The organism is Arthrobacter globiformis, from assembly GCF_030815865.1.
GTDB lineage: Bacteria > Actinomycetota > Actinomycetes > Actinomycetales > Micrococcaceae > Arthrobacter > Arthrobacter globiformis_B.
In genome coordinates this window covers 190,239-203,520 of record NZ_JAUSXI010000001.1, presented here as the reverse complement: position 1 = coordinate 203,520, position 13,282 = coordinate 190,239, and the positions used below count along the sequence as shown (strand labels likewise).

At 67.9% G+C, this 13,282-nt stretch carries 9 protein-coding genes and 1 pseudogene; all 10 read left to right on the top strand.

All coding sequences use genetic code 11. From position 1 onward, the window contains the following. The first annotated feature begins 75 nt into the window (after positions 1-75). The 10 genes and pseudogenes from QFZ33_RS00990 to QFZ33_RS00945 all read left to right on the top strand — a co-directional run bounded on the left by QFZ33_RS00990 (position 76) and on the right by QFZ33_RS00945 (position 13,192). The gene (locus tag QFZ33_RS00990) at positions 76-2,061 is read left to right on the top strand and encodes a penicillin-binding transpeptidase domain-containing protein (RefSeq protein WP_307024036.1); all 1,986 of its coding nucleotides are present in this window, start codon (positions 76-78) and stop codon (positions 2,059-2,061) included. Between the two features lie 50 nt (positions 2,062-2,111). After that, the gene (locus QFZ33_RS00985) at positions 2,112-3,794 is read left to right on the top strand and encodes an ABC-F family ATP-binding cassette domain-containing protein (protein WP_307024034.1); all 1,683 of its coding nucleotides are present in this window, start codon (positions 2,112-2,114) and stop codon (positions 3,792-3,794) included. 133 nt (positions 3,795-3,927) lie between these two features. After that, positions 3,928-5,124, top strand: coding sequence for an MFS transporter (locus QFZ33_RS00980; RefSeq protein ID WP_307024032.1), 1,197 nt, complete (start codon positions 3,928-3,930; stop codon positions 5,122-5,124). 63 nt (positions 5,125-5,187) lie between these two features. Continuing rightward, entirely contained in the window at positions 5,188-6,690 is a 1,503-nt protein-coding gene (locus QFZ33_RS00975) for a bifunctional phosphatase PAP2/diacylglycerol kinase family protein (protein WP_307024030.1), read from the top strand. 144 nt (positions 6,691-6,834) lie between these two features. Further along, positions 6,835-7,779 carry an ABC transporter ATP-binding protein gene (locus QFZ33_RS00970; protein WP_307024027.1) on the top strand — a complete coding sequence of 315 codons (945 nt, stop codon included), beginning with the start codon at positions 6,835-6,837 and terminating at the stop codon, positions 7,777-7,779. Positions 7,780-7,783: 4 nt separating this feature from the next. Then, positions 7,784-8,662, top strand: a complete 879-nt coding sequence (locus QFZ33_RS00965) for an ABC transporter permease (protein WP_307024025.1) — start codon at positions 7,784-7,786, stop codon at positions 8,660-8,662. A gap of 19 nt (positions 8,663-8,681) precedes the next feature. Continuing rightward, positions 8,682-10,041: pseudogene (locus tag QFZ33_RS00960) on the top strand (sensor histidine kinase). Between the two features lie 49 nt (positions 10,042-10,090). Further along, positions 10,091-10,819 (top strand): response regulator, encoded by a 729-nt coding sequence (locus QFZ33_RS00955; protein WP_307024023.1) that lies wholly within the window; start codon positions 10,091-10,093, stop codon positions 10,817-10,819. Between the two features lie 81 nt (positions 10,820-10,900). Next, entirely contained in the window at positions 10,901-11,836 is a 936-nt protein-coding gene (locus tag QFZ33_RS00950) for an intradiol ring-cleavage dioxygenase (RefSeq protein WP_307024021.1), read from the top strand. 21 nt (positions 11,837-11,857) lie between these two features. Further along, a complete protein-coding gene (locus QFZ33_RS00945) occupies positions 11,858-13,192 on the top strand; it encodes a M18 family aminopeptidase (protein ID WP_307024019.1) in 1,335 nt (444 codons plus the stop codon). Positions 13,193-13,282 lie beyond the last annotated feature (90 nt).

Sequence of the window (13,282 nt, the reverse complement as noted above, 5' to 3'; positions counted from 1 at the left end):
CGCTGAAGCGGGGCGGGGTTGCGGCGCAGCTGTGGCGTGGCTGGCGCGGGGCAGCCGCCGGGGGATAATAACGCAGTGGGGAACACTAAAAAACTTTCACTTGTCCTAGCCGGTCTCATACTCAGCGGCTCACTGGTGGCCTGCGACGACGGCCGCGGCGGCGCGGAAGCCGCGGCGAAGCAACTGGCCTCCGCCGTCGCCGGCCTCGACCTCCGCCCGGTGGCCTTCGACGGCCGCGACTCGGCAGTGGCCAACGACCAGCTCAACCAGGTCTTCAAGGCGCTGGCGCCGGCCAAGCCCTCCGTCGAAGCGGGCGAGCCGACGCTCGACGGGGACACCGCCCGGATCCCGCTGAACTACAGCTGGAAGATTTCCACCGGCGAGTGGAAGTACACCGTCTCGGCCAACCTGCGGAAATCCGGCGACAAGTGGCTTACTGTCTGGTCGCCCGGGCTACTGGTCCCGAACCTGGCCGAAGGGGAGATTCTCAGCAAGGCCACCCAATCGTCCCCGCGCGCCGACATTCTCGGTGCCGGCAACCAGAAGCTCGTTACGTTGCGCCCTGTGATTAAAGTTGGCATCGACAAGCCCCAGCTGGGCGGCGCCGATGCCGCAGATTCAGCCACCAAGCTCGCCAGGCTGGTGGGCGTGGATCCCGGGGGCTACGTGCAGCAGGTGGCGGCATCCGGTGCGGAAGCGTTCGTTCCCGCCATCACCCTGCGCAACACCAGCGACCGCGCCGTGACCGACGCCGAGATCGAGGCCATCCCCGGTGGCCGGGCCATCCCGGACGAACTGCCGCTGGCACCGACGCGGAACTTCGCCCGGGCTGTCCTTGGCACAGTGGGCGAAGCCAGCGCAGAGCAGATTGAAAAGTCCAACGGCACCCTGACCGCCGGTGACGTCATCGGCACCGGCGGACTCCAGCAGCAGTACGATGCCCAGCTCCGCGGCACGGACGGCACTGTCGTCCGTGTGCAGCGCGCCGATCTGACCCGGGAAGAAATCCAGGCCGCCCCCACGGACCCGCGGCGCACCGTCTTTGAGGTGCAGGGTGTTCCCGGCACGCCGTTGCACACAACCCTCGACACGAAGCTGCAGCAGCTCGCCGAGGACACCCTTGCCGACATCAAGCCGGCGTCCGCCATCGTGGCGCTCCGGCCGTCCAGTGGAGCGGTTCTGGCCGCCGCGTCCGGACCCGGAAGCAACGGCTACAACACCGCCATGCTCGGCCAGTACGCGCCGGGATCCACCTTTAAGGTGGTGGACTCCCTCGCCATGATGCGAAACGGAGCCACCCCCGATTCCACTGTCGAATGCACGCCCACGCTCACCGTCGACGGCAGGAAATTCAAGAACGCCGAGGGTTATCCCAAGGACTTCCTCGGATCCGTGACCCTGCGTGACGCCTTTGCCCACTCCTGCAACACCGCCTTCATTGCCGCCCGGGACAAGGTCACCCAGGCCCAGCTGGAGTCGGCCGCCACCTCCCTCGGGGTGGCAGTGGAGGCGCCGAAGCTGGGCGCCGAGGCGTTCCTTGGCTCCGTTCCCGGGGAGGCCGAAGGGACTGAACATGCGGCAGCCATGATCGGCCAGGGCCGGGTGCTGATGTCCCCGCTGTCAGCAGCCGTGATGGCAGGCTCGGTGGCGAAAGGCTCGCCCGTGTCCCCGATCCTGGTGGAGGAGACGGCTCCCGCAACGTCACCGGCCAGCCCGGCGCCGACCGCGGAAGGTTCCGCCCCGTCGTCGACCGTCACAGCGGAAGCCCCAGCCAAGACGGCCCAGACACCCGTCACCAAAGCGGAGGCCGCGGCCCTCTCAGACATGATGCGTGCAGTGGTGACGTCCGGCCACGCCGGATTCCTGGCCGACGTGCCCGGCGAACCCGTGGGTGCCAAAACGGGAACCGCCGAGTTCGGCAACGCCAACCCGCCCAAGACACACGCCTGGATCATCGCCGTGCACGGGGACCTGGCCGTTGCCGTGTTCGTTGAGGACGGCGGGCTCGGCGCCACCACCTCCGGCCCGCTGCTGAAGAAGTTCCTGACGGCCGCCGGCTAACGCTTCGCTGTACAAAAACTCCGGCGGGCATGGCGTGGGAGAATTGCCCGGTGGCCCATATTGACGTTTCCGGCATTGACTACTTCCTCTCCGACGGCACCCAGCTGCTCAACGGGGTGACCTTCAAGGTCCCGGACGGCACCAAGACGGCGCTCATCGGACCCAACGGAACGGGCAAAACCACCCTGTTCCGCATCATCGCCGGTGACCTGACCCCGGACGAAGGCGTGATCGGCCGCTCCGGAAACATGGGCATCATGCGGCAGTTCGTGGGGCAGGTCCGGGACGACTCCACGGTCCGCGACCTCCTCGTATCTGCCGCACCTCCGGCGCTGGCGGACGCGGCCCGCGCCGTGGATGAGGCCGAGCTCGCCATGCTGGAGCACGACGACGAGCCCACCCAGATGCGGTACGCCCAGGCGATCGTGGACTGGGGAGACGCCGGCGGGTACGACGTCGAGACGGTCTGGGACGAGGTGTGCATGGCCGCTCTGGGCCTTCCCTTTGACCGCGCCCAGCACCGCCGCGCTTCCACGCTGTCCGGCGGCGAGCAGAAGCGGCTGGTGCTGGAGGCACTCTTCGCCGGTCCCGACGAACTCCTGCTCCTCGACGAACCGGACAACTACCTCGACGTCCCGGGCAAGCGCTGGCTCGAGGACAAGCTCAACGAATCGAAGAAAACCGTCTTCTTCATCAGCCACGACCGGGAGCTGCTGAACAATGCCGCCGGCCGCATCATCACGCTCGAGCCGGGCATCAACGGGGCCGGAGCGTGGATCCACGGCGGCGGCTTCGGGTCTTACGTCGAGGCGCGGGCGGACCGTAACGCGCGCTTTGAGGAGCTGCGCAAGCGCTGGGACGAGGAGCACGCAAAGCTCAAGGAACTCGTCAACATGTACAAGAACAAGGCGGCCTTCCGCTCGGACATGGCCAACCGCTACCACGCAGCCCAGACCCGCCTGGCCAAGTTCCTTGAGGCAGGGCCGCCGGAAGCCCTGCCGATCGAGCAGAACGTCCAGATGAGGCTCAAGGGCGGCCGCACCGCCAAGCGCGCCATCGTGGCCGAAAAGCTGGAGCTGACCGGCCTCATGAAGGCCTTCTCTACCGAGGTCTGGTTCGGAGACAGGGTGGGCGTGCTGGGCTCCAACGGCTCCGGCAAGTCGCACTTCCTGCGGCTGCTCGCCACCGGCGGCACCGACCCGGAACGGGAACACCTCCCGGTGTCCGACGTCGAAATCGCCGAAGTGCCCCACGAAGGCACCGTGAAACTCGGCGCCCGCATCCGCCCCGGGTTCTTCGCACAGACCCACGTCCGGCCCGACCTTCTGGGCAAGACCCTGCTGGAGATCCTGCACCGCGGGGACGAGCACCGCTCCGGGCTCGGCCGCGAAGCCGCTGCCGGCGCCCTGGACGGCTATGGCCTTGCGGGACAGTCGGAGCAAAAGTACGAGTCGCTCTCCGGCGGTCAGCAGGCACGGTTCCAGATCCTGCTGCTGCAGCTTTCCGGTGCCACGCTGCTCCTGCTGGATGAGCCCACCGACAACCTCGACCTGCACTCGGCCGAGGCGCTGGAGCGGGCCATCGACCACTTCGAGGGCACAGTCCTGGCCGTCACCCACGACCGCTGGTTCGCACGGACGTTTGACCGCTTCCTGGTCTTCGGCTCCGACGGCAAGGTGTACGAGTCCGCCGAACCCGTCTGGGACGAGAAGCGGGTGGAGCGCGCCCGCTGATTGAGCTGGTCGCTGATCGAGCTTGTCGAGATCAGTGGTTTCGACAAGCTCAACCGGCGGGGAGGGCACAACCAGCGGGGAGGGCGAATCCGGCGGGGCAGGGCCTATCCGGCGGCGGCATTAGAGTTGTCGAATGACCTCAACCCAGCAACTCGCCGGCCGGCAGGTCTCCGCCGCCGCCTTGGCCACGTTCATAATTTTCGGTGCAAACGGCCTGGTCTTTGCGAGCTGGGCAGCCCGCATTCCGGCTGTCACGGAGATCCTGGGTATCTCGTCCGGGCAGATGGGAACGCTGTTGCTGTGCACCGCCGTCGGCTCGCTGATCGCGCTTCCCACCGCCGGACACGTCATCACCCGCATCGGCACCGCCAACACCGTCCGGGCCAGCGGCTTCCTTGCCGCGCTGGCGGGGGTGGGAATCGCTGCGTCGCTGCTCGCCGAGTCGGTGCCCGGCACCGCCGCCTCGCTCTTCTTCTTCGGCATCGGGATCGGGCTGTGGGATGTGTCCCAGAACGTTGAGGGGGCCGACGTCGAACACCGGCTCCGCAAGACCGTGATGCCCAAGTTCCATGCGGCCTTCAGCGGCGGCGCCTTCGTGGGCGCCCTGATCGGGGCAGGCCTGTCCGGTCTGGGTGTTGGCCTTCCCCAGCACCTGCTGGTCATCGCCGCCTCGGTGGCGGTGCTGACGTTCGTGGTGCCCCGCTACTTCCTCCCCCACACCGCTCCCGAACAACCCGCCGACGGCGAAGCCAAGGCGGCCCGCGGACCCTCGGCGTGGCGGGACGGCCGCACCCTGCTGATAGGCGTGGTAGTCCTCGGTGCCACCCTGACCGAGGGTGCGGGCAACGACTGGATCGCGAAGGCGGCCGTGGACGGTCTGGGCACCTCCGAGTCGGCCGGCGCCCTCCTTTTCGCACTCTTCGTGCTGGCCATGACCGCCATGCGCTTCTTCGGCGGCACCGTCATCGACAAGTACGGCCGGGTGGCAGTGCTCCGGGGAAGCATGGCCGCCGCCGCGGCCGGCCTGAGCCTGTTCGTGTTCGCCGGGAATCTCTGGCTGGCTGCTGTTGGCGCAGCGCTGTGGGGAGTGGGGGCTGCCTTGGCGTTTCCGATGGGAATGTCGGCAGCGGCGGATGATCCGCGGCACGCGGCGGCCAGGGTGTCGGTGGTTTCTACCATCGGCTACATCGCCTTCCTGGCCGGTCCCCCGCTGCTGGGCTACCTGGGGGACCTGACCGGAATCCACCTGGCACTGCTGGCCATTGGTGTGCCCATCCTGGTTGCCCTGCTGCTCGCCGGCGCCGCCAAACCCCTTCCCGTCAGGGAATGATCTTCCGGGAAGAAATCTGCCGTGGCGCGAACACACCCTTGTACCGGGCGGTAGGGTGGGGAAATGCGACGAATGCTGCGCCGCGGACCCGGCTGGGTCGCCGCCCTCGACCGCACGCTGATGCGGGCCGTCTCAGGCTTTCCGGGCGGACACCATGACACATTCTTCCGGCGGCTCTCGGCTTCGGCCAACAAAGGAAAGCTGTGGTTTGGCGTAGCGGCCGTGGCTGCTGCCATTCCGGGACGCACCAGGCGCGCCGCGGTCCATGGGTTGCTGGCACAGGGTGTGGCCTCCGCCGTGACGAACCTCGTTTTCAAAACCCTGCTTCCCCGCGCCCGGCCACTGCCTGAGCATCTGCCGGTCTTCCGCTTCGTCCATCCCCAGCCCACCAGTTCGTCCATGCCGTCGGGCCACTCGGCCTCAGCAGTGGCATTCGCCTTGGGCACCGGAATGGTGCAGCCGGCACTGGGAGCAATCGTGGCCCCCGTGGCCGCGGCCGTTGCATACTCCAGAGTGCATACAGGCGCCCACTGGCCCTCGGATGTGCTGTTCGGTTCCGCGATCGGGGCCGGCGCGGCCCTCGTGACGAGAACGTGGTGGCCTGTCCGGCCACCCATGCCGGCTACCTCCAGGCGGCGAGTGGAAGCGGCCAAAGTTCCTCAAGGCGAGGGCCTGAGTATCGCCGTGAACACCCTGGGCGGCTCCTTTACCGAGGAAACTGCAGCAGCCCTGAAGGAAGTATTCCCGCTTGCGCACATAACACTCATGGCACCCGAGGACGATGTAGCCCAGCGGATGGCGGAGGCAGCCACCATTCCGGGCATCCGCGCACTCGGGGTGTGGGGCGGAGACGGAACTGTGGGCACTGCCGCCGCAGCCGCCGTCGAGCATGAACTTCCGTTGCTGGTACTGGCCGGCGGAACCCTCAACCACTTCGCCCGGGACGTCGGCACGCCCTCCCTGGTGGAGGCGGCAGCCGCAGCCGAAAGCGGCGAGGCGGCGCTGGCCGACGTGGGCGCCGTCGCTGTTGAACGCGGGCTCGCGGACGATCCGGAAAAGGTGGAGCTCATCATGCTCAACACCGCGAGCATCGGACTGTACCCGAACCTGGTGCGGCGCCGTGAACAGCTGCAGCCCACCCTGGGAAAGCCGCTCGCCGGCGTCGTGGCGATGTTCCGCACCTTCGCCGTGGAGAAACCGATCACGCTGATCGTCAATGGCGTCCGGCACCGGCTCTGGATCATGTACCTGGGCCGCGGCCGCTACTACCCGAGGGACCACGCCCCGCTCGTCCGGCCGGTGCTGGACGACGGCGTGCTTGACATCAGGATGATGACCGCCGACGAGTCGTTTGCGCGGCTGCGCATGCTGTGGTCCGTGCTGACCGGCACGGTGGCGACGTCCCGGATTACCCACCTCGCCGAAGCCACCCGTGTGCGCGTGGAGTGCGGCACGGCCCCCATGGTGCTTGCGGTGGACGGCGAAGCCATGCCCGGCGTCCGGGCCGTCGAGTTCAGCCTGAAGCGGGCGGCCCTGCGCTACTACTCACCCAGGGAAGACAGTTGAGGGCCTCATCCCACCGGATGACGCCCGGAAACCCTGATTAGCCCCTGAATCATCCCTGAGACCGGCGAATTCGGCAGGCGGCGTAGGTAGCGTGGAACGTGCACACCAGACAGCACGCCAGCAGCTATGCAAAGGAAAGCTTCCATGATTGAGGCAGAAGGCCTGACAAAGGTCTACGGCGATAAAACCGCCGTCGGCGGCGTCAGTTTCACCGTTCAAGCCGGCCAGGTCACCGGCTTCCTGGGACCCAATGGGGCCGGCAAGTCAACCACCATGCGCATGATCATGGGCCTGGACACCCCGACGGCGGGAACGGTCACCGTCAACGGTGTCCCGTTCGCCCGGCACGCGGCACCGCTGCGGGAAATCGGGGCGCTGCTCGACGCCAAGGCGGTCCACACCAGCCGCTCAGCGTACAACCACCTGCTGGCCATGGCCGCCACGCACAGCATCCCGCGGAAGCGGGTGCACGAGGTCATTGATATGACAGGCCTCGCGGACGTGGCCCGGAAAAAGGTTAAGGGCTTCTCCCTTGGCATGGGCCAGCGGCTGGGTATCGCCGCCGCCCTCCTGGGCGACCCGCAGACCATCATTTTGGACGAACCCGTCAACGGTCTCGATCCGGAAGGCGTGGTCTGGGTGCGGAACCTTGTGAAGTTCCTGGCCTCCGAGGGGCGCACGGTGTTCCTGTCCAGCCACCTTATGAGCGAGATGGCCCTGACCGCCGACCACCTGATCGTGATCGGCCGCGGAAAGATTATTGCGGACGCACCTATCAAGGACATCATCACGGGCAAGGGGCAGAGCCGGACGCGTGTGCGCTCGGACCAGCCGGACCGGCTCATGCACGTACTCGCCGGAACAGGCGTCTCAGTGGAGCTGCAGGACCACGAACTCCTTGAGGTCACAGGCCTTGATCCCCGCCAGATCGCCCGCAGCGCCCTGGATAACCAGGTTCTGATCTACGAACTCACCCCGCTCCAGGCGAGCCTCGAAGAGGCCTACATGGAGCTGACCAAGGACGAGGTCGAATACCACTCGCTCATCACCACGGGAGCCCCGGTTTCCGCCCAGTCCGGAGGCAACTGACGCCATGAGCACATCCACTTCCATTCAGCCTGCCGCCGGTCCTGGCCGCGCCGCCACCCGCAATGCAGCAAGCCCGGGGCCTGGCCCAAGCTTCTTCCGGGTCCTCAATTCGGAATTCATCAAGTTCCGTACGCTCCTGTCCACGGTGATCCTGCTCGCCTCGACGGCCGTCGTCATGGTTGGTTTCGGTGCCCTGTCTGCCTGGGGAACAGGACAGTTCGCGGACCAGGCCAGCTCCGACCCCGGGGCAGCAGAAGCCATTGCGGCACAGGGCGGCGACCTCGCCGTCACGGTCCCCACCTCCGGCGCGGCATTCGCGCAGCTGATCCTGGGCTCACTGGGCGTCCTGCTCATGAGCTCGGAGTTCACCACCGGCATGGCCCGCTCGACCTTCGCGGCGGTGCCCAAGCGGCTCCCTGCGTTCATCGCGAAGCTTGTGGTGGTCGTGGTCAGCGCCTTTGTCCTGACGGCGGTGTCCACCTACATTGCCGGCCTGGTGTCGGTGCCGATCCTGCACAACTTCGGTCTCAAGCTGGATCTTGCAAGCCCGCAGTCGGTCAAGCTGCTGCTCGTCACCAGCGCCTATGTGGCCGCGGTGGCCGCAATCGGCATGGCACTCGGCACGCTGCTGCGGAATTCTGCCGGCGGCATCATGGCCCTCGTGGGCCTGTTCTTCGTAGCACCGATCGCGTTCCAGCTCATTCCGGGCGACTTCTTCGAGGAGGCCCGAAAGTACCTCCCCGGAAACACGATCACCCCGCTGACCGCCGTGGAGCACGTCCCGGACACGCTCGAGGTCTGGCACGCGGCCCTCGTGCTGGGCGCCTGGGTGGTGGTGCCGATGGTCCTGGCCATGATCCTGCTGAAGAAACGGGACGTCTAGCCGCACCCAGGTTCTGCCCATGATTGATGCTGTTTCCGGAAAGGACGCGCCAGCCACCCCGGCTGACGCGTCCTTCGCCGAGCTTGCTGCCCGACGGCGGGGCCGGGTCCGGCGCTACCTGTACCGGCATCCGCGGGTCATGGATGCCGTGGTGGTCGCCTGCTATGCGGTGCTGGTGGTGCCCACGGTGATCGACGCCGTGAATGCGGGCAGGTGGGCCGCGGTCGGGCTGCTTGCCACCGTTGCGCTGTCCCTGTTCCTGCGCCGCCGGCGCCCGGTGGCCGTGGTGGTGTTCATTGCGGCGGCCGAGGTTGGCGTGACCCTGCTTCATCCGTGGGGATCCAACGTGTCGGCAGGGCTGTGGTTCTCGCTGTACGCCGTGGCCGTAGTGCACACCCGCCGTTTTGCCCTCGTCACGATGGCCGTGGCCTCAGCGCCGCTGGCATTGTTGTACTTCCTCGCCGCGGTGGGCCCGCTCGAGCGGGAACTGCCCAGAACTCCCGCCTCACCCGAGGAGTTCCGGCTCGTGACCAGCATTGCGGCGGGCACCAGCATCGCATTCTCCAACATCATCGCCACCGGAATCGGCATTTCCGTCCGGCAGCGGCGTGAGCACGAGCAGGAAACTGCAGCGTGGGCGGCCCAGGCCGCGCGCCTGGGGTCGGTCAACGAACGCAACAGGATTGCCCGGGAGATGCACGACGTCGTGGCCCACTCGCTGACTGTCATGGTGGCCCTGTCCGATGGTGCGGCCGTCGTGGTTCGCAGGGATCCGGAACGCGCAGCGGAGGTCCTGGCGGAGCTGTCCCGGACCGGCCGCACCGCCCTGGCGGACATGCGCCGGGTGCTCGGTGGTCCTGCGGGATGACGCGTCCGCCGGACAGGCGCCCCGTGAGCCGCTCGCGGACGGCGCCAGCCTTGGGAAGCTGCTGGACGGCTTCCGGACCGCGGGACTTCCGGTCCAGTACTCGCACGCTGGCCCGGCGCTGCCGGAGGACGTGGCCTTGCAGCTGACCGTGTACCGGATCGTGCAGGAATCGCTGACCAACGTGCTGCGCTATGGCCGGGCGCTGAGCCGGGTGGACGTGCTGGTGGCGCGCGAGGATTCCACGGTCACTATTGAAGTGCTCGACGACGGCCGGGGCACCGTTGACGCCGGCCCGCTCGGCGGGGGCAGCCCCGGCGGCGCCCTTGCTGCCGCGCCGCTCGGAACGGGACAGGGCCTGACGGGGATGAAAGAACGCGCCGGAATCTACGGCGGTACGGTGGAGGCAGGCCCGGCCGCCGGCGGCGGCTGGCGCGTGCGGGCTGTCCTGGCACTAAACGGCGGCACGCTGAACGGCAATATGCGGACCCGTACCACGCCGGCAGGACGCTGACCGGCAGGATGCGGGACGGCAACTTGGAGAACTGCAAATGGGGGAACAAATGAACGAGTCCGGACACCTCCGGGTCCTGCTGGCGGACGACCAGCCGCTGCTGCGGATGGGTTTCCGGCTCATCCTGGAGGGTGAGGATGGCCTCGAGGTGGTGGGCGAGGCCTCCGACGGGGCCGACGCCGTCCGCCAGGTGGGCCACCTCGATCCCGACGTCGTGCTCATGGACGTCCGGATGCCCACGCTCGACGGGATCGAGGCCACCCGCGCCATCACCGGTTCCGGCTCGCGTGCCAGGATCATCATCCTGACCACCTTCGACCTGGACGAGTACGCCTTCGCCGGTCTCCAGGCCGGCGCCTCGGCCTTTCTGCTCAAGGATGTGGCACCCGCCGAACTCGTCCAGGCCGTGCGGGTGGTGGCCAGCGGGGACGCCGTCGTGGCGCCCCGGGTCACGCAGCGGCTACTTGAAACCTATGTCCGCGGGGCCGGCCCCGCCGCCGCGTCGGATGGTCCGGGAATGGCGGCACCGCCGGCCGCCGCATCTGCTCCGCGCGACCCGCTGCTGGAGGACCTGACGCCCCGGGAAACCGAGATGCTGGAAGCGATGTCCGAGGGGCTGTCCAATGCGGAGATCGCGCACCGCTATTTCCTGTCCGAGGCCACCGTGAAGACCCACGTGCGGCGGATCCTGAACAAGCTGCACCTCCGCGACCGCGTCCAGGCCGTGGTGTACGCGTACGAAACAGGCCTGGTGACCCCGAGCAACCCCGACTACTGAACTGGCTATCCGGGAAACAGGCACAGCTTCCGCACAGGGAGCCCCTATGCAGGCCATAGCCCGCTGGAGTTGGATGGTGCCATGACAACCGCACCCCGCATCCCCGGCGGACAGCAGCCACAGCACGAGCCGCATCCCAACCATGACCGCGGGCTCGAATTCGATCTTTCCACCTTGATGTCGCGACGTTCGCTGGGCATATTCCTCGGCGCCGGCACGGCGGCCGCGCTGGCCGCCTGCACGCCCGGCGGGCCGTCGGGATCGCCGGCGTCGGCTTCCGCCAGCGCAACTGCCACCGCTTCCGCCACCACAACGACGACGGCGCCGGCAGCTTCCGCTACCGCCTCGGCTTCGGCTTCCCCCACCGTGACCCGGGCGATCGCCGAGTGCGGCGTGGAGATCCCGCCGGAGACGGCCGGGCCGTACCCAGGCGACGGATCCAACGGACCGAACGTCCTGGAAGCCTCCGGTGTGGTGCGGCAGGACATCACCTCAAGCTTCGGAACGTCCACCACGAAAGCGGACGGCGTGCCGCTGACCGTCACCCTGACCCTGCTCGACAACGCCAACGGCTGCGTCCCGCTGGCCGGTGCCGCCGTTTATGCCTGGCACTGCGACAAGGAGGGGCGGTACTCGCTCTACGATTCGGCTCTGGAGAACGAGAACTTCCTGCGAGGCGTGCAGGAGGCGGACGCCAACGGCCAGGTCACCTTCAAGACCATCTATCCCGGCGCCTACAACGGCCGCTGGCCGCACATCCACTTCGAGGTGTTCGAGTCCATGAACAACGCCACATCAGCCGGGCAGGTGCTTGCTGTCTCGCAGATCGCCCTGACCGACGCCGCCTGCCGGGAGGTCTACGCCTCCGCGGGCTACCAAACCAGCGCCCGAAATTTCCCCAACACCACGCTGCAGTCGGACAACGTGTTCGGCGGGGACGGCGGCATCTACCAGCTGGCTACCATGTCCGGTGCCGTCTCCGGCGGCTACACGGCAGGGCTCACCGTCACCATCTAGGGCAACGCTAGACTCGGAGCCATGCCTCTCCATTCCTCCGCCGCAGAGCACATCCGGGACCTGGGCGACTACGTCAGCGCCTCGCCGTCGAGCTTTCATGCCGCGCACGAAGGCGCCCGGCGCCTGGCGGAGGCGGGCTTCACCGGCCTGGACGAGCTGCTGCCCTGGGATGCCACGGCAGGGAAGTTCTACGTCATCCGGGACGGTGCGCTCATCGCCTGGGTCACGCCCGGGGATGCCGGGCCCACCACCGGCTTCAACATCCTGGGCGCCCATACGGATTCGCCGTCGTTCAAGCTCAAGCCCAAGCCGACCACTGGCCGCTTCGGCTGGCTCCAGGCCGGCGTCGAAGTCTACGGGGGACCGCTGCTGAACTCGTGGCTGGACCGGGAACTGCAGCTGGCCGGGCGCCTCGTGATGCTCGACGGCACGCAGCACCTGACCGCCACCGGCCCGCTGCTGCGCTTTCCCCAGCTGGCCATCCACCTGGACCGGGCCGTGAATGAAGGCCTCACCCTCGACAAGCAGCAGCACATGAACCCGGTGTTCGGGCTCGGCGATCCTGGCGGAGAGGACCTGCTGGCGGTACTGGCCGGGCGGGTGTCCGGCGAGGGCTCGCCGGTCGATCCGGCCCAGATCGGCGGGTACGACGTCGTCATCGCGGACACGCAGCCGCCTTCGGTTTTCGGGGTCAGGAGTGAGTTCTTCGCGTCAGGACGCCTGGACAACCTCTCCGCGACGCACGCAGGGATCACGGCGCTGATCGCGCACGCTGACGCTTCCGACCGCGGCCCGGACGCTCCCGGCCAAACCGCACCGATTGCGGTGCTCGCCGCCTTCGACCACGAGGAAATCGGTTCGGCGTCCCGGTCCGGTGCCTGCGGGCCGGTGCTTGAAGACATTCTGGTCCGGATCTCGGACGGGCTGGGCGCCTCGGCGAGCCAACGGCGGCAGGCCTTCGCGGCGTCGTTCTGCGTATCCGCGGATGCCGGCCACGCCGTCCACCCCAACTATGCCGAACGGCACGACCCCGTCAACCGCCCTGTCCTCAACGGCGGGCCGCTGCTTAAGATCAACGCCAACCAGCGGTACGCCACCGACGCCGCCGGGGCTGCAGTCTGGGCACGGCTGTGCGGCGAGGCCGGGGTTCCGTTCCAGGAGTTTGTCTCCAACAACGTGATGCCGTGCGGCTCCACCATTGGCCCGCTGACGGCTACCCGGCTGGGGATCAGGACCGTGGACGTGGGTGTTCCCCTGCTGTCGATGCACTCGGCCAGGGAGCTCTGCGGCGTCGAGGATCCACACCGCCTTGCCCGGGTAACTGAGCTGTTCTTCGGAGCCGCTGCGCACGGCTAGTGCGAACGTGACAAGTTTCCGCGCGGTTACAGAAGTGCCTCCTAGGCAACCCTTGTCGCCCTATTGGGTGCGCGGTTGGAAAGGTGCCTG

Excerpts from the sequence above, each read along its gene's own strand:
- QFZ33_RS00980 (WP_307024032.1), top strand. The coding sequence starts at position 3,928 with ATGACCTCAACCCAGCAACTCGCCGGCCGGCAGGTCTCCGCCGCCGCC.
- QFZ33_RS00965 (WP_307024025.1), top strand. The coding sequence starts at position 7,784 with ATGAGCACATCCACTTCCATTCAGCCTGCCGCCGGTCCTGGCCGCGCC.
- QFZ33_RS00955 (WP_307024023.1), top strand. The coding sequence starts at position 10,091 with ATGAACGAGTCCGGACACCTCCGGGTCCTGCTGGCGGACGACCAGCCG.
- QFZ33_RS00970 (WP_307024027.1), top strand. The coding sequence starts at position 6,835 with ATGATTGAGGCAGAAGGCCTGACAAAGGTCTACGGCGATAAAACCGCC.
- QFZ33_RS00975 (WP_307024030.1), top strand. The coding sequence starts at position 5,188 with ATGCGACGAATGCTGCGCCGCGGACCCGGCTGGGTCGCCGCCCTCGAC.
- QFZ33_RS00945 (WP_307024019.1), top strand. The coding sequence starts at position 11,858 with ATGCCTCTCCATTCCTCCGCCGCAGAGCACATCCGGGACCTGGGCGAC.
- QFZ33_RS00950 (WP_307024021.1), top strand. The coding sequence starts at position 10,901 with ATGACAACCGCACCCCGCATCCCCGGCGGACAGCAGCCACAGCACGAG.